Annotated in this window: 17 protein-coding genes; 4 read left to right on the top strand and 13 right to left on the bottom strand. The window is 50.1% G+C overall.

All coding sequences use genetic code 11. From position 1 onward, the window contains the following. Window positions 1-20: 20 nt before the first annotated feature. Entirely contained in the window at window positions 21-1,049 is a 1,029-nt protein-coding gene (locus ICC18_RS01585) for a serine hydrolase domain-containing protein (protein ID WP_188172627.1), read from the bottom strand. Then, complete coding sequence (locus tag ICC18_RS01580) at window positions 1,042-1,899, bottom strand: MurR/RpiR family transcriptional regulator (protein ID WP_376745594.1); 858 nt, start codon at window positions 1,897-1,899, stop codon at window positions 1,042-1,044. The genes ICC18_RS01585 and ICC18_RS01580 overlap by 8 nt, the downstream gene beginning before the upstream one ends. 539 nt (window positions 1,900-2,438) lie before the next feature. Between ICC18_RS01580 and hflX the strand changes: the two genes are divergently transcribed. The 3 genes from hflX (at window position 2,439) to ICC18_RS01565 (ending at window position 5,434) form a co-directional block, all read left to right on the top strand. Beyond that, complete coding sequence (hflX, locus tag ICC18_RS01575; RefSeq protein ID WP_188172625.1) at window positions 2,439-3,704, top strand: GTPase HflX; 1,266 nt, start codon at window positions 2,439-2,441, stop codon at window positions 3,702-3,704. A 178-nt stretch (window positions 3,705-3,882) separates the two neighbouring features. Then, a complete protein-coding gene (locus tag ICC18_RS01570; protein WP_188172624.1) occupies window positions 3,883-4,164 on the top strand; it encodes an ArsR/SmtB family transcription factor in 282 nt (93 codons plus the stop codon). A gap of 67 nt (window positions 4,165-4,231) precedes the next feature. Then, window positions 4,232-5,434 carry an MFS transporter gene (locus tag ICC18_RS01565; protein ID WP_188172623.1) on the top strand — a complete coding sequence of 401 codons (1,203 nt, stop codon included), beginning with the start codon at window positions 4,232-4,234 and terminating at the stop codon, window positions 5,432-5,434. A 406-nt stretch (window positions 5,435-5,840) separates the two neighbouring features. On the opposite strand, the gene ICC18_RS01560 is transcribed toward ICC18_RS01565, so the two are convergent. The 5 genes from ICC18_RS01560 to ICC18_RS01540 all read right to left on the bottom strand — a co-directional run bounded on the left by ICC18_RS01560 (window position 5,841) and on the right by ICC18_RS01540 (window position 16,934). After that, the gene (locus ICC18_RS01560) at window positions 5,841-6,863 is read right to left on the bottom strand and encodes an S-layer homology domain-containing protein (RefSeq protein ID WP_188172622.1); all 1,023 of its coding nucleotides are present in this window, start codon (window positions 6,861-6,863) and stop codon (window positions 5,841-5,843) included. Between the two features lie 32 nt (window positions 6,864-6,895). After that, the gene (locus ICC18_RS01555) at window positions 6,896-12,097 is read right to left on the bottom strand and encodes a phosphodiester glycosidase family protein (protein WP_188172621.1); all 5,202 of its coding nucleotides are present in this window, start codon (window positions 12,095-12,097) and stop codon (window positions 6,896-6,898) included. A gap of 23 nt (window positions 12,098-12,120) precedes the next feature. Next, entirely contained in the window at window positions 12,121-14,559 is a 2,439-nt protein-coding gene (locus ICC18_RS01550; protein ID WP_188172620.1) for a SpoIID/LytB domain-containing protein, read from the bottom strand. A 419-nt stretch (window positions 14,560-14,978) separates the two neighbouring features. Continuing rightward, complete coding sequence (pdxR, locus tag ICC18_RS01545; RefSeq protein WP_188172619.1) at window positions 14,979-16,382, bottom strand: MocR-like pyridoxine biosynthesis transcription factor PdxR; 1,404 nt, start codon at window positions 16,380-16,382, stop codon at window positions 14,979-14,981. Window positions 16,383-16,424: 42 nt separating this feature from the next. Further along, window positions 16,425-16,934 carry a DUF4037 domain-containing protein gene (locus ICC18_RS01540; protein WP_188172618.1) on the bottom strand — a complete coding sequence of 170 codons (510 nt, stop codon included), beginning with the start codon at window positions 16,932-16,934 and terminating at the stop codon, window positions 16,425-16,427. A 247-nt stretch (window positions 16,935-17,181) separates the two neighbouring features. On the opposite strand from ICC18_RS01540, the gene ICC18_RS01535 reads away from it, so the two are divergent. Beyond that, window positions 17,182-17,466: a hypothetical protein gene (locus ICC18_RS01535; RefSeq protein ID WP_188172617.1), complete on the top strand. Its 285-nt coding sequence runs from the start codon at window positions 17,182-17,184 to the stop codon at window positions 17,464-17,466. 131 nt (window positions 17,467-17,597) lie between these two features. On the opposite strand, the gene ICC18_RS01530 is transcribed toward ICC18_RS01535, so the two are convergent. From ICC18_RS01530 to ICC18_RS01505, 6 genes are all read right to left on the bottom strand, one after another. Continuing rightward, entirely contained in the window at window positions 17,598-18,869 is a 1,272-nt protein-coding gene (locus tag ICC18_RS01530; protein WP_188172616.1) for an MFS transporter, read from the bottom strand. 216 nt (window positions 18,870-19,085) lie between these two features. Further along, on the bottom strand, window positions 19,086-19,973 hold the full coding sequence (garR, locus tag ICC18_RS01525; RefSeq protein WP_188172615.1) for a 2-hydroxy-3-oxopropionate reductase: 888 nt from the start codon (window positions 19,971-19,973) through the stop codon (window positions 19,086-19,088). After that, window positions 19,970-20,863, bottom strand: coding sequence for a 4-hydroxy-tetrahydrodipicolinate synthase (gene dapA / locus ICC18_RS01520; protein WP_188172614.1), 894 nt, complete (start codon window positions 20,861-20,863; stop codon window positions 19,970-19,972). Before dapA ends, garR begins: the two co-directional genes overlap by 4 nt. Next, window positions 20,853-21,881, bottom strand: coding sequence for a mannonate dehydratase (locus ICC18_RS01515; protein WP_188172613.1), 1,029 nt, complete (start codon window positions 21,879-21,881; stop codon window positions 20,853-20,855). Before ICC18_RS01515 ends, dapA begins: the two co-directional genes overlap by 11 nt. Before the next feature lie 28 nt (window positions 21,882-21,909). After that, window positions 21,910-22,749: a carbohydrate ABC transporter permease gene (locus ICC18_RS01510; RefSeq protein WP_188172612.1), complete on the bottom strand. Its 840-nt coding sequence runs from the start codon at window positions 22,747-22,749 to the stop codon at window positions 21,910-21,912. A gap of 11 nt (window positions 22,750-22,760) precedes the next feature. Continuing rightward, window positions 22,761-23,639, bottom strand: coding sequence for a carbohydrate ABC transporter permease (locus ICC18_RS01505; protein ID WP_188172611.1), 879 nt, complete (start codon window positions 23,637-23,639; stop codon window positions 22,761-22,763). Between the last annotated feature and the right edge of the window lie 12 nt (window positions 23,640-23,651).

Below are 23,651 nucleotides of genomic sequence, written 5' to 3'. Positions count from 1 at the left end.
TTTATTTTACGCTTATATGTTTAACCCCATGATGAACATGAGGACAAAACCGCTTCGTGCAAAACCGGCCGGAGCTCCCGGATCCGGTTATTGCGTCCGAAATGAACCGCATTGGTGAGAAACACAACGCTGAGACCCCGTACCGGCTCAATCCACAGGCTCGTGCCGGTAAAACCCGTATGGCCGAAGCTGCCATTCGGCCAGCTTTCCCCGCAACTTGGCACGTTCGACGGGTCGTGATACACTTCCCAGCCGAGTCCCCGGCCGCGGACCGGATACGCTGTGGCATCCCGCATCAGCGAGGGCGGCACAATGTCCCGGCTCTCCGGCTGCAACCACCAGGCCGCATAGCGTGCCAGGTCGTCCGCCGTCGCGAACAACCCGGCGCTGCCGGATACGCCGCCCAGATGGAAGCTCTTCTCGTCGTGAACTTTGCCGACGACGAAAGCTCCGTCCACCAGTTCCGTAGCGGCAATGCGATCTAGCAGCTCCGGACCGGGGTTGAACATCGTACTGCGCATACCTAGCGGATCGAAAACTTCCTGCTTGACGAAAAGATCAAGCGGCTCGCCGGTTACTCGTTCAATAAGGATTCCGAGGAGGATCATGCCAAGATCGCTATACTTCATATCCGCACCTGTCTGATAAGACAGATCCTGCGCCATTATCTCATCGACCAGCCCGGGACGCTGATCCTTTCGCGGCACAAACGATAAGCCAGCCGGCAATCCGGAGGCATGCATGAGCAGATGGCGCAGCGTTACTTGCGGGTGGCGGAACGCCGGCAAGTAGTCCTTCAGGGATCTGTCCAGCGACAACGTCCCCTCCGCCGCCAGCTCGAGAATGGCCGGAAGCGTGGCCGTTACTTTCGTAAGCGATGCGATGTCGAACAGTGTGTCTAGCCGGACAGGATATTCCTTAGTACCGTCTGAATACGATCCGTATGATTTGCTGAATCGGAACCTGTTCAATAAGGTAACTTCGAGAACGGCGCCCGGCAGGACTCCGTCACGTACCCAACCCTCTACCAAGCGATCCGCTTTATCCATTGCGCTTCCCCGCCTTAACCGCCTGTCGCGTCTTCTCCAGAGATTGGACGCTTTCTTCGTAATGACGACCGGCGACCCCAACATACAGAATATCGATCACGTTCAACTGAGCGATCCGGGAAGCCATCGCTCCGCTGCGAATGCTTTTCTCCAGAGTGCTGATAAATAGCTGGATATCCGCAAGATCCGCCACCGGATTTGATCCGAATCGGGTTAATGTGATGACGGAAGCGCCGTTTTGCTTGGCAATCTCAAGCGTACGGATCATATCTTCCGTCTGGCCCGCATAGGAAATGCCAAAGACAGCGTCGCCGGGAAGCAGATTGGCGGCAATCGTGGCTTGCGCATCGAACCCGGTACCGATTTCACACCAGCGGTTGATACGGGACAGCTTTTGCTTGAAATCTTCCGCGATGACCGCCGATGCCCCGACGCCGAACAGGCCGATTTTTCTTGCGCCGCTCAACGCAGTTATCGCCTTCTCCACACTTTCCGGTGAGAGCACCGTTAATGTATCTTGGATGGAAACTATATTATTATGGGACACCGACTTGATGAGCTCCCCAATCGAGCCGTCAGTCCGGATCTCCTGATACGACTCAGCAGGCAGCGACGATTGCGATAAATCGCCGGCGATTCGCAGCTTTAACTCCTGAAAGCCCTTACAGTGCAGGGACCGTGAAAGCCGTACGATCGTCGCTTCGCTCACGTCGGCGTACTCCGCCAGCTTCTGCACCGAAAGGCTGACTACTTCTTCCGGATGTTCTAAAATGTACTGCGCAACTTTGCGCTCCATCGGCTTTAAACTGCCCATGGCCGCTTCTATGCTCACTAAGCCACCCTTTAGCATAAGAATCATCCTCTATGATTTTGTAATTTGTTCCTTCTTAAACTTATTATATAGAATTTTATTTCACATTGTAAATATATTTTTGAAATATTGTTTCTTTGCACAATGATTGATATCGGTATAACAAGTACTGTGTTGAAATCGTTTTCAATATGAATAAAAAACAATTATATCTTTTCTTGCCCGTGAAAAAGCACTTACGCTTGTGTTAATATAAGCTTACTTTAGAGAACGGAGGGGTTACCTGTGATTGATTTTATCCGAGTTAGATCTTTGCGCGGCTAATTAGATTGCGCCAAAGACTCTGTGTGTGTACAGAGGACTCAGGATAGGTCTGTCCATTTTTAAAGGTAACCCTATGATCAGAACATGCGTCGGGGCTGTATCGCTTTGCCTGCTTCGCACATACCTTTAGATTTAGGCGTATTTTCATTGCGGTATATTTCCCTTTGAAAAGCCATGTCATGCGTCCTCCTTACCGAAAACACAGGCAGTCTGTCTGTGTTTTTTACTTTAAAACTTGAGAGGATGGTACCACTATGGAACAACTGAAACAGCAAGCAATTATCGTCGGGGTCAATCTTTTGAACCGCCCGGACTTTTCATACTCGATGGAAGAACTCGGCAACCTGGCTGCTGCGTGCGAGATCGAGGTAGTCGGTGAGCTTACCCAGAAAGTAAGTCGCATCAACGCCTCCCACTACCTCGGAACCGGTAAAATTCAAGAGTTATCGGCGCTTATTGAAGAGAAGGACGCTTCCGTCGTGATTTGCAATGATGAACTGTCTCCTTCCCAAATTCGAAACTTGGAGGCAGCCCTCGATCGCAAGGTGATTGACAGGACGATCTTGATTCTGGATATTTTCGCGGATCGGGCTCAAACGAAGGAAGCGCAGCTGCAAGTGGAGGTTGCCCAGCTGCAGTATATGCTCCCCCGACTGGTAGGTCTTCGGGAATCGTTAGGCCGGCAAGGCGGCGGGTCCGGTTTGAAAAATAGAGGCGCGGGTGAAACCAAGCTTGAACTCGACCGGAGGAAAATTGAGGAACGTATCACGGCCCTGCAAACGGAGCTCGAGAAACTCGTAGCCCAGCGCCAAACCCAGCGAAAGCAGCGCCGCAAGAATGAAGTTCCCGTAGTTTGTCTGGTCGGCTATACCAATGCAGGCAAATCAAGCTTGATGAACGCCATGATAGATTCTTTCAATCCGCGGGCAGTTAAGCAAGTGCTGGCCAAAGACATGTTATTCGCTACCCTGGAGACGTCGGTTCGCAGCATCCACCTGCCTGATCGCAAGTCATTCTTGTTGACGGACACGGTGGGATTCATAAGTCAGCTTCCCCATCATTTGGTTAAAGCGTTCCGTTCTACTCTGGAGGAAGTTACCGAAGCCGACCTTTTGATTCACGTCGTTGATAGTTCCAATCCGGAATACGAGCAGCACATAGCTGTTACAGTAGAAACTTTGAAAGAACTGGGCGCGGATCAAATCCCGACGATTTTCGCTTACAACAAATCGGATCTGACAGAGCATGAATATCCGCAGGTCCAAGGCGACTGCGTATACCTGTCCGCCAAACATCAAAGCGGTATGGAAGAGCTTACCCGACTGATCAGCGATCGCATTTTTCTAAATTACATGCAATGCGAAATCGTGATCCCTTACGACCAAGGCCGACTGGTGGCTTATTTTAATGAACATGCTCATGTGCAAACAACGAGCTATGAAGAGAGCGGTACACGGCTCAAAATGGAGTGCCGAGTGACCGATTTCGAACAATACCGCGGCGATTTCATTCAGCTTTAAAAATCCCCCAGTTATCCACAGAAATGTGCTTCGCATAATTTCCTTTTCCTTACAAGCTCAAGGAGCAGTCTAAATCAAAAAACTTTTAGGCTGCTCTCCTGTTTACTTTCGTGGAAACCTATGGTATCTTTATTTCGACGGTTATAGAAATAACGACTCCAGCAAGGGTGAGGTCACGATGGTAGAAGATAACGCAGATGTACGCCAAGCTGTTAAAGTATACAAAGCTCTCGGAGAACCGACTCGGCTCAAAATTGCCATGCTCCTTACCGAGGAGAGAAATTTATGCTGCTCCGATATCGGAAGCAAACTGGAATCCGTCGCAGGCTCAACCCTGTCTCATCACTTGAAGCAGTTGACGGACTGCGGTCTGCTGAATCTTCGCAAGGATGGTACTTACATCTACTACAGCGTAAACCGTGAAATGGCGCAAAAGTACGCACCATATTTGCTGGAATGATTTTTTTGTCAATATTTCTATATATTTAGAAATATAAAATAATAGAGTGGAGAGAGGTGCAATAAGTATGGCGAACACATGGAAAATTTATATGCTGGCCGTCGTCAGTTTTTTGGTAGGAACATCTGAGTTTATCATCGCAGGGATTTTGGATAAGGTCGCGGGTTCTATCGGGGTGTCGGTATCCGCAGCGGGTCAGCTCATGACCGTCTTCTCGCTGGCCTACGCCTTCGGGACTCCTGTTCTTATGGCCGCAACGGCACGACTGGAGCGTCGGAAGCTGCTGCTCTACTCGCTTGCCATATTCGTTATCGGCAACGGAATCGCTGTTGCATTGCCGGGCTTCGGATTTCTTATCGGCTCGCGGATTATACTGGCTCTCAGCACCGGGGTGTTTGTCGTTACTGCGTTAACCGTAGCTTCCAAGCTCGCCCCGGAAGGCAAACAGGGCAGCGCTATCGCAACCCTCGTAATGGGCTTCAGCACCTCCCTGATTATCGGCGTGCCGCTTGGCAGGTTGGTCGCATCCGCCTATGATTGGAAGTTGATTTTCGGAGGAATCGGCTTGCTTGGCTTGCTCGCCATCCTTGTGATTGCGTTCACGATTCCGCGTACGGACGGAGAGGAACCGGTGCCGCTTCGCAAACAGCTGGCGCTGCTGAAGGAACCGAGAATTGCCGTAGCCTTGACATTGACCTTCTTTTGGATCGTCGGGTATTCCATCGTCTACACCTATATTTCACCTTTCCTTCTCACCGTTACGGGGATGAGCGAAAAAGTAGTAAGCGCAGGTTTGTTCGCTTTCGGCGTCGCCAGTTTGATCGGTTCGAAAGTCGGAGGTTTTAGCACAGACAAATGGGGTGTGCCGCGTACCCTGGTCGGCGGCATGCTGCTTCATGCAGCGGCTTTGATCCTGATATCGCTGGCTGCCCAATCCCCTGCTCTTGTATTCCCGCTGCTTATGTTATGGTCATTCTCAGCTTGGTCGTCGGGTCCTACACAGCAATACAATCTAATAACACTTGCTCCGGAGGCATCCGGCATTATGCTTAGCCTAAATACTTCTGTTTTGCAGCTTGCCATGGCTGCAGGCGCAGGAATCGGCGGCATTGTTGTGGAGCAAGCGTCACTCACGACCCTTAGCTGGATCGGGGCGGCAGCAGTCGTCATCGCCGCGGGGATAGCCGCTGCATCCCTTGGACGATCCCGCGCCCGCTCCACGTCCACTCGCGAGTTGGAAGAACGAAATTTGCAGAAGACGGGAGCTTGATTCCAGGCTCAGTTCATAAGCGAAGCTGTCTCGCCATCCCTAGAAAAAACTGTAGCGCCCTTAATGGGCGCTACAGGCGCGGAGAAGCGCATCCTCCAGACTCTCCTACTACGCCGAGCATGCTGGTAAGAGAGTGCGATGAGCTATAAGACAGTCGGAAAACCGGTATCCGCGTTTCGAACTTATGCTTAGGCGCGATGTCATTCGGCGGGATTGCCGATGAAGCCCGCTCGGCGGCGGATTGCTGAGCGGCAAAGGCCGAATTACGGCATTATTTGCATTTTATCCAACTCTGTAAGCAAATATGGCTGAAAAACAGGCATTATTTGCAGGTATGGAGCCGGCTCGCGGGAAAAAAAGGCCTGTTCCATCAACAGCTTCAGCTGCCAGCGGAACAGACCCAATCTCATTTCTTATAAGTCATCACGGATAGAATCAGAGTGACCGCTTCCGCCCTTGTGGCATGATCGGCCGGAACGAATAGATTGCCGTCTCTTCCTTGAATTAATCCTGCCTTATGCGCTGCCGTAACGATAGGATAGGCCCAATCCGGAATATGATCCGCGTCGGCAAATGTGGATACGGCCGCTGTATCGACGTTTAACTTCACCGCCCGTGCAACCATGGCTGTCATTTCGGCACGAGTAATCCTGTTGTCGGAACGGAACGTGTTGTCATCGTAGCCGTCGACGATACCGGCTGCCATCGCCGCCGATATGCTTGACCTTGCCCACTCAGGGATACGCTCCAGATCAGCAAAGGATTGCTTCTTATCCCCGTTGTCCGGCAGCTGAAGTGCCCGAGCCAGCATCACAGTGAACTCAGCACGTGTAATGAGCCCCTGCGGTCGGAAGGTATCGTCTTCATACCCGTTCACGAACCCGAGTTTAACTGCTTTCTCAATCGCTTCTCTCGCCCAGTGACCGGCAATATCGCGGAATGCAACAAGCTTACCGTTTTGGATATCGGTTGCTATTTGCATACCGGCTTTTTGGGTCGTTGAGGCCAATTGACTATTAACCAGTTTTACATCGGTAAGCTCCACTTTGGCTTTTCCTTTGCCGATCGCTTCAAACGTAATGATACACAGTGTCGCATCCCCATTCACCCCGGGGTCATCACCGATTTTGGTGCCCGCAAATTGAATGCGGTCTTCCTTCACGAGAGCGGGTACGGTGAATCCTGGAATTTCACTCTTCGCTTGCTTAAACCGCAATCGGCCGGCATCGTAGACAAAATTAACTTCGTATGCATACAGATCCTTAAGGTTATGTCCCTTAACAGTAACTTGGACCTCTTGACCGCCTTCCGGTTTATCGTTTGAAATCGTTAGCGAGTAGGAAGCAGTATCTGCCGCCAACGCGGTTACTGGAAGCAGTAAGATGAACAGCAGCAATGCCAAGCTGACAGAAAGATGTTTGCGTCTCATGGAGAATCTTCCTTTCCCGGGGATACGGCAGATCATTCGATGATTTTCTTAGCAATCGCCGCAATGTCGACAATATCGATAATGCCATTGCCGTCATAGTCGGCTGACTTGTATCGGTTCCAATCCGGATGCTTGTTGTCGATGCCGTAGTGGGCTGCAGCGATGGAAAGATCGCCGATCGTGTACTTGTTGTCATTGTTCGAGTCGCCGGGCAGTCCAGGAGGCGGAGTCGTCACATCAACGCGGATGGTCGCCGGAAGCGCCTGACTCTCATGGCCCTGTGCGTCCCCTAAGGTCGCAGTCGTAACGGCAATCGATCCGCTGGCATTTTGCGTTACCTGCTTTGCGATGAATTGCAAATCGATATATTGCGAATCGCCCGTAATCGCATGCTCCATCCCTACGCTTACGCCAAGAAGGCGAATTTGACCGGGAGCTTGCACAGCCTTTTTATACAATTCCATTTCATCCAGGGTTGAGACCGCATCTCGGAAATCATATAGATTTGTATCATACTGAAACGTTAAATCCTGCGCCAGCACCAGGTTTTGCACATGCTTCAGTCCCAAGCGTACGGTAAACGGTGCTCCCGTCATGACAGTGGCAGGACCAATCAATGTCGTTTCCGTTTGCTGAACGGCTTGTTTCGTCACATACACCTGCGCGGTCACTGTTTCTCCGCCGTAAGCAGCTCTAATCGTCGTGCTTCCTTCCGCTACTCCGGTCAGGATGCCCTTCTGATCGATAGAAGCGATGCTGTTATCTGCCGTCGTAAATACAGTTAACGAAGTTACATCCGTTCCTGTATTCGATCCGCTGTATGTCGCCGTGACGACCGTTTGATGCGAATCGCCGATTTTCAGGTTATAAGACGGACTGTCTAGGCTGAGTGTGATTGGCTCCGGTTCCACCGTTTTATGTAGTGTAAATTCATCCACGACCCGTCCGCCTACCGTCTTGGTTACGACCTTCAGGTCGTTGCCATGAATGTCCACAACTGCATACATTTGCGTCAACTCGGCATCCGTAACCTTCTGCCATTCTCTAGGTGTGAGCGAATAAAACTTAGGTCCGGTCGAGCCTGCAACCATGTATGTCGTTCCTTGTCCTTCAGCGACAGGCTTACCGCCACTCATTGGGAACGTCCGCAAGTAAATGTGGTCATGACCGTTAATGACGAGATCGACCTTGAACTCGTCAAATACCGGCACCCACTGCTCCCTCACATTTACAGTATCATAGATGCTGCCATAAGGGCCTCTGTGAAAACCGACCACTTTCCATTTTTTCGTCGTCTTCGCAAGGTCCTGACGCAGCCACTCCTTCTGCTCCTCAATCGCATACTCGCTGTTCAGCACGATGAAATGCATGTCTTTGTAGTCGAATGAGAAGTTCGTGCCTTTCAGCGAGCTCACACCGTTGCCCGGCTGGTTAAAGTGGGCGAGAAAGTCGGTATTTTCCCGGTTGCCCATCACTTCATGGTTTCCAATGAATGCGACTAGCGTGGAATTCATGAGCTTCTGCTGCGCAGTGCTGAACCACATATTCCATTCGCTTTCTTTATAGCCGCTGTCGATCATATCGCCGGCATGCACCATAAATTCAGCATCCGGATGCTCTGCCACCGCTTTATCCACGGTATTGCCCCACAGCTTGTAACCGTTCAAGTCCGATGCTTGCGAATCGGCAAAATACAAGAACTTCGTATGATCCCCGCTCGTCTCCGTCGTTTGGAACGATCCCTGCGCACTGTAATTGCCATTGCCGTCCCCAACGCGATATACGTAACGGGTATCGGGCTCAAGTCCGTCCGCCACTGCTTTATGCACCCGGGCAGTTCCAAGGTCATACGTATTGTAAACGAAGCTGCTGCCAACAACCTTCTTGACATTCGTTTGTGAAAAGTCGGTAAACTCCGCTTCCTTCACGATCTCCACCACAGTCGGTTCCGTACCGGGATGCGTATGCCAAGCAAAAGACCTGGATACCGTCGGATCTTCACCCATCGTAACGCTGATATTGTATGGAACCGGCGTACCGGCTAGCGGCGATACTTTAAAGCTCATGACCGGGCTGTACATGGTCTCTTTGACCGCTTGCAGCTGATAAGTCTTCACTGCAGCCGTCAACGCATTCGTCTCCAGAATGCCCTGAGCGCCGGTCACACCGACCTCAATGCCGTCTGCGAGCAGCTTCGCGCCTTCGACGCCGTTTCCGTTCTCATCCGATACGGTAAACTTCGTCGTATACCCTTGTACGATACCGAATTCATCCCAGCTTACCTTCAAATGGTTCTTGATCGTTGATGCAATCGGCAAACCGAAGAAAGGAAAATGCGTATCTCCCGAGTCAATAAACGATATCGATCCTGCTTGGAAGCCGATTTCGTGCGATCCGGTTGCCGCTGCCTTCACTTTGTAACTGATTTGACCGAGCAAGTCATCATCCGATAGCCCTGCCGTATGAATCTCGTCCCAAGTTAAGCGAACCGTACCCTGTGCCGCATCGACAGAAGATTGCCACATGCTGTCAGTGAGCTTGCCGCCTTTGACCGCTTCCAACTCCTCGACTTTACCCGGATCGAAACGGAATTCGATCTGACCGTCACGGATTTGCACTGCATGAAATCCTTTTACATCAAGCATATAGGTATTGCCTGCATAGGTTTCCGCAGGGGCCTGATAAACGAGCTTAGGCGCACCCGTGTCCACCGTGAAGGTCCATTCTTTCGTCGCTTGATTGCCGGATAAATCTTTGATTTGAATCTTGACCTTGTGCACACCGTCTGTCAACGGCACATTCGGCGTATACGAAATACGGCCTTCCGGCGGGTAGAGCGCATGCGGAACACGGACATTATCAAGATAAAACCGGATTTTGTCCGGATCGATCAACGTCGTGCCCGGATGCGTCGCCGGGTCATAGCCAAAATCCTCGCCGTTCGCGCGGATCGTCGGTATGTTCGTATGCACCGTTGTACCTTCAGCCGGCGTCATATTTTTCAGTACCGGCGGATCCATATCGTCTTTGCCCGGTCCATAGAGCGCACGGATCTGATCGACGTAGATGACGCCTGCATCCTTCTTGGCTGCCTGCGTTTCCATATAGCGGACCGGCATATCCATCGTGAGCGGAAGCGTTCTTCCTTTAGGAACCGTTGCCTCTACATATTTCCATCCCGTCCAGTTAACTCCCGTACTCTGATCGGTGAAATCAATCGGTATCGCTCCCTTGGCATCGCGCATTTGCGCCCGCAGCCAGTGCATACGGCCATCGCCGTATACCCACATGCTGATTTTTTCCGGATATCCCGGAATTTGAATACGGGACGCAACGTCTTTGGCCGCCAAATACGAGCCGGAAGTGCCGGGTTTGCCGGTAAAATCATACTCCAGCTTCAACGACTTGCTCCCAAACCGCACGAAATCTTCATTCGTTTCGATGCTGGCGATACTTTTGACCGCCTGTGCGGATGAACTTGTGAGATAATTGCCCAATCCTTTTTCAAAATCTTCAAGAATGACCGGAGGCAGGCCTACATTAACATCCATGAAAGTTTCTACGCCTCGATAACTCACATAAATTTTGCCGCTTTTTTCCGTTTCGTTCGTAGCTGTAAACGTACCCTTCTCATCAATGGTGCCGATCGGTCCTTCTACCCGCCATGACAGCTTGCTGTTATCGGCCTGAACGACTTGACCGTTACGCAGCGCCGTAACCGTCAAATCGGCGGATTTACCGGACGCAAATGTCTTGAGCGCATCGGGAAACTTCAGCTCTGTCAGAACATCTACGACTTCAACCGTCGCTTTGCCTGCCGTCAAGCCGTCGCTGCTTGCCGTAATTCCGGCAGTCCCTGCTGCTGTGCCTGCGGTAAATTTGCCGGTGCCGTCCACCGTTCCTACCGCAGAATCGGCGCTCCAGGCAGCAGAACCGTTCCAAGCTGCAGGATGCCCGTTAGTATCGACAGCAACTGATTTGAACGTTACGGAAGAGCCGGCCAGCACGCGTTCCAGATTAGGCTGAACAACCAGCTTGGACGCCGCCCCTTCCGGTGCCTTGTTGACGAGCAGCAAGCCATTTGCCGTTTTACGTTCGCCTCCGTCGGAAGGTCTGTTCATTAAGGAACGCGACGTATCTCCCGGACTCCTGACAATGACAGTTGAGGAACCGCCTCCGTCCAGATTAAGTGCCTGAACAACGCCGAGATTTTTCATCATCTGACCTAATTCCTGAAGCTGCACACCTTCGCTGAAACCCGGCGCACGACCGTCAACCTCGATCATGACAACCGAGCCATCGGCTTTGGTGCCGATCGCCGACCGGGGGTGGACTGCCGTATCGCCGTTCGGCTGTACTTCGCCGTCCTTCACCAGCAGCTCCGATCCTCCGATGACTGTCCTGACATCCCGCCAAGCGGATTCCAGCTCGAAACTTGCCGTCAGTTCATCACCGATCTGCAGCCCGTTTAGCAAAGATCTGGCCGTCCCGGATGCCGATAAAACAACTTTACCTTCAGTAAGAGCGGTGTTTCCTTTATCCTTCTGAATACCAGCCACGCGCAGCTTCATCGTCTGCCCGCTTTTTACATCGCCCTCCACAATATCGAGCACAACTTCATCCCCAAGATCATTGGTGGTTGTCGTCGTATGGAAATCAGACGTATAGAGCACAAGCGCATCGGTGCCCCGCAAGCGGTTAATGTGAGTCAGCGGAGTCGTCTTACCGGTGATCGTAACCGTTCGCGTCAATTTCGGACTCGGCCCGTATATCGTCGTTCCGTCAGCTTTCAGCCCGAATGCATACCAGTTGTTCGGCGGACTCGTCAAAATCCGGCCATCGCCCATAAACATGCCGTGCGGAATACCGTTCGCTAAATCGTAAAAGTCCCCATTGATCCCCGCAATGACCCGGTTTCCTGTTTTGTCCGCATCACTGGCCATTCGGGAAACGCCCTGCATCCCATATACCTTGCCGTCCGTTTTGCCCGGCTGCAATTCGAGCTGCGAATTCTTTGGATCGAACATGACCGTATGTACCTTCTCCAGGCCCCGGTCTAACTTTATATCGTACCAGCTGTATGCAGCTCCAGGACCGATTTCCATCGTTCGTTCATCAATAATCTGACTGTTCAGCGGGGGAATCGCAGCCGCTGCCGTTCCGTATGGCAGAAGTGCCGATAATACCGTCACGCCGCATAGCAATAAGGACAAACTCCTTCGAAGCTTCTTCATTCAAAAGCATCCTCCTGATTACTTTATTCCAGAATCTTCTGTGCGATCGCCGCAATGTCGCTAATATCAATATTTCCGCTGCTATCGATATCTGCCGTTTTGATTTGATTCCAATCCGGACTGCTGCTGTTCTTGCCGTAATGAGCGGCTGCGAACGAAAGATCGCCGATCGAGAACTTGTTATCGCCGTTCGAGTCGCCCGGCAGACCAGGAGGAGGCGTCGTAACTGTAACGTTCAACGTCGCCAACTGCACTTGGCTTTCTCTTCCCTGGTCATCGCCAAGCATCGCACCGGTTACGGATATCGTACCGTAAGTCCCTTGCGTAACCGTTTTTGCTAGGAACGAAAGCTTCACAAGCTCGGCATCGCCGTTAACCGCATTGCCGGGACTTGCCAGGATCAGCCTGATTTTACCCGGCACCGCTTTCTCCGTCACAATCTCGACGCTCGGCTTCATGGATGTGGAGGAGACATAATCCGCAATATCCGTGTTGTATTCAATCGTGATGTCCTGTGCGTAGACGTTCGATGTGACGCTGTGCAGGCCGAAATTGACAGTAAAAGGCTGACCGGTAAGGACGGAGCTTGGCCCGGTTAAAACAGCTGACGGTTGTCTGAATGCGTTCAAATCCGTAAGCTGCATGCCTTTATAGTACGCGTCAAGAATCCGATCGTAGCTCCATCCCAGATTACCCAGCATTTGTGCGCCGAATTGGCTCATTCCCACGCCATGGCCATTGCCCCCGCCATAGAAGGTGACTTCGGACAAATTGCCTGAGCCGTCGCGAATCAGATCAAAAGTAAGAAATGCGGAATACAAAATGCTCGGATTTTTGAGCGTAGCCGCCTGGTCATAAGCCCCAGCTCCGCCTTTGGCCCGGTAAGCCAGCACATCTGTCGCTGACCCCGTATCCGTTTTATTCGGTCTGATCGTGAAGCGGATGTTGAATTCTTTTACAATTTTAAAAGTGCCCGTACTGCCCTCAATGACAAGTTCCATCGCGTTGCCGCCGGCACCGCGTCTCGAGACATACATATTGCTGATGGTGCCTGCACCCTCTACCGGAATCGGCTTGCTGACAAAGCTGCCGTTCGTATCTTTCGTCAAAATAAACAGAGGATCAGCCGCATAACGGAGAAGGATATTTTTATTAACCGTTTTTTCGAGTTCCGATTTCGTCAGGCTGACTTTCCAACGGAAATACAGCGAGTCCGAATCGTAGCCCTTATAGTTCAAGTTTTTGTAAAATGCATTCAGCGCTTGCTCGTTAGAGGTATTGATGTTCAGCATATTGCCGTTGTTCGCCGGATCGTAGGTATAGCTCCTTCCGGTCAAATACGGCAGCGGAGTGCCCGGGAACTGATTCGTTTCTACATCGTGCCAAACCTCGTGCTTCGACGCGCCGTAACCGCCGGATGTCGAGTAGAATCTCGCATCCACCAGTTGGCTGCCATTCTTCATGATTTTACCCGTCGTAGCGTCAACGGCTTGTGACGTCAGGGCATTCTCCGAAGTGTTGTTGTACACTTGGCTGAGTGTACTGTCGTCTATGTGAAAGCCGCGATCGGCGAACCGGCTGGTCAAATAATCGGTAAGCGCATATGTACGTGCCGCTATGGACTGCGCCTTCAGCGCTTCCAGTCCGAAGGATGACGGCATTTCACTCGGTACCACCTGGTATAAATACTTCTCGATGTCGAGCTCATTGATCAGCCTCAATTTATCCTTGGCCGGGTTCAGAAAAAGTTCGAATACACCTCTGTACTGGGGCTTGCCCTGCGCACGGGTAATCGAAGTCACCTGCAGCAGCGAATCGACGCTTGCCGGCTCTATGTACAATCGGTTTACGGTTCGGAGCAACTCCGCACCGTTCTGTGTAATGACAATCTGTCCGTTGCCGGCCGTAAACGTAACTTCTGTCCCCGCCGTTATGTCAAACTGCCGGCTGGCCGTTTTGTCTTTGATGCGATAGCCTTGCGCCGATTTCATATTGATTTGCGGGTGATCAATCTGAGTCATGTCTGCGATGTTGCTAATATCTTTGCGGATGCCGACGCGCATTCGGTTCAACGGTGTATCGCCGACGATAACGATTTTGGCGGCTTTCCCGTCATTGCCGAGATAGACATCTACGTTCTCCGCTCCAACCATCACATCGCTCAATGACTTTGCAATGACCGTACTGCCGAACTGCTGCTCAACCGTCAGCGTGTCACTGAGCCCTACCGTTCCTTTAAATTCTAGGTCGATCGTTTTGGCTGCGGCATTTTTCGCCATCACTTTTTCACGGATCGGGACAGACGCCGATGAATTTGCAGCTGTTGTGCTCGCTAAACCTTCCTGCGCATAAGCTGCCGGTAAACCGTTTCCAATTCCTGTTAAAATCGTGCCGCAAAGCAGCATAACTGCTAACGATGCATGCATTTTCTTCCGCAATGGAAATGACAAGCTACTCGTCAAAACGGACACTTCCTTTCTATTTTCTGATCAACCCAAACAAACCAATTGTAGTTTCAAAACTATGGAATCAACTCTGCATCAGCATCACCAGCCCCATGGAATTCACCTTTAAAATGATACATTTTGTATCTAAACAAATTGATCAGTGCCATTTTTCTGTAGGAAGTGTAAAATATTGTTTTAAAAAATTATTTTATATTAACAATTTATTTACAAAATTTAATTTCAAATTCTACCACTCAAGTGTAGCTTGAACTTTCTAAGTTGTACAGAGCGAAAAATGACTGTTTCTGTCTAATTATCCCTTATGTTTACCGACATTTCTCGCGAAAAAAAACACAAAAAAACCGAGGAGAGCGCTTCGGTCATCTTGTGCATATTAGAGGTGCTGGATAAAATCCAATGAAAGGGGAGTACTATCATACACTTTTCAAAACTTGTTGCAGTCGGGCCACCCCTTCTTTGATTTCTTCATTCGTCAAATGTCCATAACCGATGATAAGTTTGTCTTTATGTTTGCCTTTTTCGATGGTGTGATCCTCTACGGGATACACGTTTACTCCAGCCTCCCGAATTTCTGCAAGTAATTCTGCGTTGAATTGCACGTCCAGGAGCTGAGCGATCAAGTGCAGACCTGTGGAATGACCGGAAATATGCACCCGATGAGCGAAGGCGGATTTCAGACATTGGATGAGGATATCTCTTCGATGTTTATAAATCCTTTTCATTTTCATAATATGCCGTTCCAAATAGCCGCCCTCAATAAACCGGGCCAGGATAAGCTGATTTAGCGAAGGCGTATGCAGATCCGCAAACCATTTCAATTTGCGGCATGTTTCTACGAGTTGCGAAGGCAGTATTAAATACCCCATCCGCAGGCCTGGCGATAAAATTTTACTAAATGAACCTATATAGAGAACCCGCTCCGGATCCAATCCTTGCAGCGAGCTTACAGGAGGCCCTTCATGGCGAAATTCGCTATCGAAATCATCTTCGATCAGATAGCAATCTTTTTGCCTTGCGTATTTGATTAGTTGAACCCGCCGTTGAATGGGCAATGTTCCGCCTAAAGGATACTGATGGGAAGGAGTCGTAAAGACGAACCTGGGTTGAATATGTAAAGGCAGCAATGTTGCATCCAATCCGTCTTGATCGGCGGGAATCGGATAGATGGATGCTCCTGAACGGGTAAAAATCGTTTGAATATCATGAGTTATCGGATCTTCCATAATCACATCGTCGCCCGGCGACAACAGCAGCTTAGCGGCAAGCGTTAATGCCTGAGTCGCACCTGAAGTAATTACTAATTGCTCCGGATGGCAGTATACGCCTCTTGTTTTGAGCAAATAGCCGGATAAAACCTGCCTTAATTCAGGTCGTCCTTCGGGCATATCGTAACCGAGAGCGGATGAAGCTGCTTCATTCCACATCGTTTGCGACAATTTTGCCCAAGTTTTTCGCGGAAATAAATCCAAAGCGGGGATCCCTGAGCGAAAATTAATGATGTGACTGCCTTTATTCGTTTGTTCATCCCAGGGCAAAGCCTCAATTAACGGTGCTTTTTTATGCTGTTCTAAATAAGTTCCTTCCGCAACAAAAGTCCCCGAACCTGAACGGGCAGCCAAGAAACCTTCGGCCAATAATTGGTCGTAGGCTTCTAAAATAATGTTCCGGGACACTTGTAGCTCTGAAGACAGTTCCCGTGTTGACGGCAGTTTAGCTCCGGATGCAAGCTCCCCGCTTAATATGCGTTCCCGAATTTGCCCGTAAACCTGCCGGGTTAAAGTTAAATCAGATGATCGGTCAATAGGTAACCATAGCATGGCGTCGTGAGCCCCTTATTCCTTCTTTGATAGATGACTCGATTAAGAAGCGATCTTTTTCGTTTCACGAACAAGTGTTTCAAATAGGCCGATTGCCTTGGACAAATCGGAACGGTCAGCCGACAAGCAAGCGAAGCCTTCCCGAATGCGTGACTCGAAATCGATGGGAGCCTTTGGGAACCGGTCGCACTGGGCAACCGCCCCTTTCTCATTCAGCAGATATACTCCATTGCAAACGAACAATACTTGAACCATACAACTTACCGTCCGAAAAAGATGACCTGCCGCATAAGAAACATCATTCCGGCCAATCGCTTTCTTGGCATTCGCAACGGAAAAATCCGCTTCCCACAAGAACTTGGCTATTGTCGCTTGCCGAAGGCCATCCGGATACTGCGCTGTTCGCGTCTTCATTTCGGCGACAAGACCGTCCGGATCCCAGAGCGGCCGGCAGTACGCCGCTTCTCCCATATAAATCGATGTGCAGAATCCATGAGGGTGTCCGGGCTGATAATGGATACCGATGCGGCCTTGACGGCAATCGTCGATCACATAAACCGGCTGACCTCAAGATCCTTTAATTTAGTTCCGACTGGAAACGAATAATTTTTCAAAGAAGAATCGAACTATCTGCAAGTCTTCCTTCTTCATAAAAATTACAGATGGTGCAACAAAAACTGACAAAACTTCTTATTTTAGCACCCTACAATAATTTATGGATGTGTTATAAAATAAGGGAAAATTGTGTAAATGTCTATGAAACTATGAATTCATTCATATAAAAGAAAGGTGATGTACCATGCAGATTAAAAAGAAAAACGACATTGATATCATTTTGGACAACTTTTCTTCCATAGCTGAATGGGATCATACAGGCAAAAAACTATACCTCGTATTCCCGGACCGAAAGCGCGGAGGACAATGGACCTTGATGCGCTATGATGACAATCGTTACAGCGTACACGGCCTCGGCCAAGAATATTTGGACGAAGCCGAATTGTTTTTTGACGAACGAGACAGCATCATTTCGTTTTTATGGGATAATCGAGCAGCTTTTAACGCTAGTTTAAAAGTTGCCAGATAACAAAACGTCAATTTCCGCCGCTGCGCGGGTTAATCCTTCTTCTACGCTCAAACAAAGAAAAAATGCCGGTCCTCACCATGCAAAGCGGCGTAACCGGCATTTTTTCTTCCACCGAGGGGGAAAGATGACTCTTAAGCTTGAGCCTGCTGAAGCGAATTGCTCGCTTTGGAGATCCGGATCGCCATCAAGGCGGCAAACAAGCACACGAACCCGGCACCGATAAACGGAATGGTATAAGTCCCCAACCACTCTCTCATAACACCTGCACCATAAGCCGCTGTTGAAGCGCCTAATTGGTGAGCGACGACGACCCAGCCGAAAACCATGCCGGCCTTTTCCTTGCCGAACTCCTTCGATGCAAGTTTAACCGTCGGCGGAACGGTAGCAATCCAGTCCAGACCATAAAAGATAGAGAATATCAGAAGTGCCGTCGGACTCGTATCAAGCGCATAGGGTAAAAAAAGCAAGGAAAGTCCGCGAAGCCCGTAGTACCAAAACAGCAGCCAGCGGCTATCATACCGGTCTGACAACCAGCCTGAAGCTGTCGTGCCGATGAGGTCAAACAGCCCCATAAGCGCAAGCAGTCCAGCTGCCATCACTTCCGGAATCCCGTAATCGCCGCATGCAGGAATGAGATGTGTGCCGATTAAGCCATTGGTCGAGAAACCGCAAAAAAAGAACGTGCCTGCGAGCAGCCAAAACGTCTTATTGTTTAATGCTGACCGGAGGGTAAGCAGCGGTGTGAGAAAGATGTTTCCCTGGAACGGCGTTGGTTTGACAAGTTCCTCAGATCCATAAGCGGCAGCACCTACATCATACGGATGATTTCGCATCCAAATCGCAACAAAAACCAGCAAAATAACGATAGCTCCAACCGCCGTATATATGGCATATCGCCAGCCTATATCTACTGTTATTTTGGCAAGCATCGGCAGGAACAACAATTGGCCTGTAGCTGCACTAGCGGTTAGCAATCCCACGACAAGCCCTCTCTGCTTCACGAACCATTGATTGGACACCGTTACGCCCAGCACGTTCGCCATCATTCCTGTCCCTAACCCTGCAATAAGTCCCCATAAGATTTGAAATTGCCATAAATACTTCATCAGCGGCGTAATGGAGAGGCTCAAGGCCAACACAGCCAGAGAGATGACCATGATTCTTCGAATACCGAACTTTGCGAGCAGCGCAGCAGAAAAAGGACCTACTAAACCGTATAAAAAAATGCCGATCGAAATAACGCCGGAAATGCCGCCGCGATTCCATCCGAACTCTTTTTCAAACGGAAGCATGAGAATGCTCGGCATAGAACGAATCCCCGCTGATACGAGCAAGGTCACAAAAGTGATGAGAACAACCACCCATCCGTAATGCAATCTCAACGTTTTGACGCTTGAGTCCATCTGCTCCTCACTCCGCTTCCATTATTTTGTTTGTACATACAAATATATAATGCTGTTTTAGCATTGTCAATACAAAAAAAAATAAGCTATTCCAGTAATTGGCGTACTGAAATAGCTGCAATCTATGCTGATCATGAACTTGTGTCCTATGCTCCGCCTTCATCCGAAGTCCACTGCCGATTAATCTGTATACCCAGCGTGTCGCTCCTTCGAAATCTACCTGCTTACTTCAACCTTAGCCATTTTCTCATAATAACGAATCAGACTGCCGTGGTCGCAGTCACCCATGCCATCTACCTTCAATGCCTGCATCATTTCCATAACGGCAGCTGTAAGCGGGAGTGGCACGCCGACTTCATGGGACGTTTCCAAAACGTTGTGCAAATCCTTGATATGCAGGTTGACACGGAATCCCGGATCAAATTTGCGGTCCATGACGAGCGGCGCTTTCGCATCCAGTACGGTGCTGCCGGCGAGGCCACCGCGAACCGCCTGATAAACCAGTTCCGGCTGAACGCCAACCTTGCTGGCGAGCACGAACGCCTCGGACATCGCTGCAATGTTAATGGCTACGATGATCTGATTGGCCAGCTTAGTCACATTTCCCGCACCAATATCCCCTGTAAGTATAACAGTGGCGGCCATTGCTTTCATCACATCATAGCATCGGTCGAACACTTCCTTCTTCCCGCCGACCATCACGGACAAAGTCCCTTCAATCGCCTTGGGCTCGCCACCGCTCACCGGCGCGTCCAGCATTTCAATGCCCTTTTCCTCCAGTTTCCTGGCGATTTCCTGACTGGTCAGAGGCGCGATCGAGCTCATATCGATCACAACAGTTCCCGGTGCGGCCCCTTCGATTACGCCATTCGGACCCAGTACTACTTCTTTTACCTGCGGCGAATTCGGCAGCATTGTAACAATTACATCCACCTGCTCGGCCAAAGCTTTGGGCGTAGATGCCGTACGGGCCCCCATCGGCGCAAGTTCAGACCTGTTTTTGCTAGTTTCGAGAACAACAAGCTCATAGCCCGCTTTGAGCAAGTTTTTACTCATGGGCTTACCCATAATCCCCAACCCGATGAATCCGATTTTCATCTTCATACAAGAGCTCCCATCTGCTTTAAAATATCAGCGAGCTTACTTCTATTCATTTGCGAACAGCCGGTATTTGGTAATATAGAAGCACCAACGTCAAGACCGATCAGGTTCATGGCTTCCTTGGTTACGACCGGAAAACTGGCTAGATTAAAAGCCATGCGAAGAGGAGCCAGCTTAAACTGAGCTTCCCGGGCTCCCGCCAGATCCCCGGCAATGAACTTCTCGTAGATTTCAACAACCAACGCCGGCACAATATTAGCCGTTGACGCGACGCAGCCCACGGCACCGTAAGCCAGGGAACCGAGGATCATAACGTCCCGCCCGGCCATGACCTTAAATCCCGTATCGCGCGTTCTGCGGATATACTCGGCAGTCAAGGTTAAATCGCCGCTGCTGTCTTTTACGCCGACGATATTCGGAATACCGGCAAGCCTTTCGATCAAATTCGCCGAAATGTTGTTGCCCACGCGATCCGGGTTATTATAGAGCAGGATCGGCAAGGCCGTCGCTTCGGCTATTTTACGGAAATGCTGAAATAACTCTTCTTCCGAGGGCGTAAGAAACATGGGAGGCAAAATCGTAATCGCCTGCGCATGCTGCCTTTCACCCATTTGGGCTAACTGCACGCACTCTTTGGTCGTGATCGCCCCGATACCCATATAAACGGGGACCCGACCGGCAACCTGCTCGATCGTCATGTGAACGGCCCGCTCCTGCTGCTCATGGTCCAAGCCGTAAAACTCGCCATTACTCCCTAAAGATAATATGCCATGTACGCCGCCTGCTATGACGTGCTCTACGACTCTGCGGAGTCCTTGTTCCTCCACGCACTCTTCAGCATCAACGGGTGTAACGATCGGCGGAATGACTCCTCGAATGAAACTAGTGTCCATAGCGTATGCCCTCAAACTCAGCAAGTGCCGCCAGCAGAGCCCTTACATAACCGATGGAATACCCCCAACCGATGCTCGACGATTTCCAACTGATACCCGAATGAGCCCAGCTCTGATCCAAATCGACGCTATCCCCTTCCAACTGTGTAATATGATCGGGATTGATGCAGCCTTTATACCCGACTTTCCGCAGCTCAAGCAATATGTTGAATACGTTCAAATCGCCATCGTCGAGAAGCGCTTCTTCAAACGCTCCGGCTGTAGGAAGGCTGCCCCTCACATTACGAAGGTGCACCAAATAGATCTTGCCTTTACGCCCATAATGATTGATTTCATCCATCACCAACGAGCTTCCGCCTTCTTCGGCCCGCGTTCCGATACAGTATACGAATCCGACGTTTTTGCTTGGAAACGCATCGATGATCCGATGGAAACCAAGCCCGCCGAAAGGTGTCCCATGGTTGGGCGTATCGGATGGATGAACCGTCAACTTCACATCGTAATCCTCAGCAACCGGAACCAGTGTGCGGAATGCTTCCGTAAAGCGGCTCCACCAGCGCTCCCGCTCCCCCAAACCGGGAATTTCGGGCTTATTCTTCATTAAGCCTAGACTTTCGCCCCGCGCTATTGCACCGCCCCGCTGCACGGCTTTATAGCCGGACGTCAAGACAGGGACGGTATCGCCGGCGAAACGCTGCCTGACAATCGGCAAGCCCGCTTCGCCGAATACTTTGATGGCAGTAGCCGAATTCTCCAGCTCTTTTTCACTGCCGGGCAAATTGTTCATATACCGTTCGGTAAGGTCCGGCAGCGTAACCCGGTTCATTTCCAGTCCAAAGGAACGCACGCGTCTGCGCAATTTCAGCAGTTGATCCAAATCCGGATAACCCTGTTCCTTCACTCCAGGAAATGACGAGCCCTTGCCGAAATCGATGTAATCGATGCCGAGCTGACTCATTTGTTTTAAATCAAGATCAGTCAGTTCGCAAGTATTCACTGTAACCGATATATTCATCATTGGTTATCCCCTATTCACAGGTTATCAATCATTTGACTCCGCCGGCAGCCAATCCGCTCTTCAAAAATCGTTGTGCCAGGAAATAAAGGAAAATGGCAGGCAAGGATGCAATCACGGACGAGCCCATCAGTAATCCCCATACGGCCTGATCAGAAAACTTAAAGCCGGAAATACCGATATTGACCGTCTGCTGTCCCGGGCTGGTTGTCAACACCAAAGCGTACAAATATTCGTTCCATGCGAGTGTAAAAGCAAAGGTTGATACAACGGCAATGCCGGGAGCCGCTATGGGCAAAATGATTCTGAACAAAGCCTGTAGGCTGCTGCAGCCGTCGATCAAGGCCGCTTCCTCCAGCTCTTTGGGAATCGCCTTAAAGTAGCTGATGAGCATGTAGCAGCAGTAAGGGACGATGATGGTAGGGTAAACGATCAACAACGCATTTTTGTTATCGTTCAGTCCCAGCTTGCTTACCGCTACATACATCGGGATAAACAACACTGCGGTCGGCAGCAGATACGTATAAATAATGCTTTGCGAGAAAAAGATTCTCCCCCGGTAACGCAGCCGGGTCATGCTGTACGAGCCCAGAATACTGATGCTGACCGATATGAGGGTAACGAGCGAAGCCACATAGAGACTGTTTTTCACAAAGTTCATGAACTTTGTTTTTTGAAACAGTTCCTTGTAATGGGATACCGTCCACGCTTCAGGGATTAAGCCTGGCTTTGGCGTATACATGAGCTCGTTAGGCGTGAAGGATGATTTGACCATCCAATACACCGGAAACAACGTCCAGATGGTAAAAATAAACACAATTGCGTAGATGATCGTCTGCTTTCTTATCTTTTTCCATGTTTTCGGCTTCATGCGCGTTCCTCCTAATCATCCGCTTTCATTTTTCTCATGGAGACGACAATCATGATGACCAGAATAGGAACGACGGAACCCGCTACGGCCAGCGCCCGACCCATTAGATTTTGCTGAAATGCAACCTCATACGTATACGTCGAGATGATCGCCGATGCGTTGAGCGGGCCGCCGCCCGTGATCAAATAAACACTTTCAAAATTGTTAAATGTCCAAATGCAGGAAAGCAGCGTCGTAATGGTGATGACCGGCATGATCGAAGGTACCGTAATCGCGAAAAACTGTCTTACCCACCCCGCTCCGTCGATTGTTGCCGCTTCATACATTTGCGAATCGATGGTCTGCAAACCGCCCAGTAAGCTGAAGATGAAAAAAGGGAGACCTTTCCAGACGTTCACGATGATGACCGAAACAAGTGCGATATGAATGCCTGAAGTCCAAGGAATGGGCGTATCCGTAATGTTCAGGCGAAGCAGCAAGGAATTGATGATACCGTAAGTATCGTCGTACATCCAACGCCAAGTGATGGCGGCCACCATGCCGGAGAGTGCCCATGGAATCAGCAAGATCATGCGAAATAATCCCCGGCCGAAGAAAGACTCGTTCACGACGACCGCCAACATCAGACCAACGGCTAACTTGATGCCGACGCTGAAGATCATATAGATGAGCGTGTTTTTGAGCACCTTCCAGTATTCTCTGTCCGTGAGAATATGAAAATAGTTGTCGAGTCCGACAAATCGGGGCTCCACGCCGACAACTTTGTCCGTAAAGCTTAAATAGATGGCATTGATAAACGGGAACCCGATGACCACAAAGATGACGAAAGCTACCGGTATAATTAATATATATCCAAGCGTCATATCATATTTTCTGCCTAGCTGTCCCATGTCAGGGATCAC

Source organism: Paenibacillus sedimenti (assembly GCF_014534655.1).
Lineage (GTDB): Bacteria > Bacillota > Bacilli > Paenibacillales > NBRC-103111 > Paenibacillus_E > Paenibacillus_E sedimenti.
This window is presented reverse-complemented; position numbering and strand designations above follow the sequence as displayed.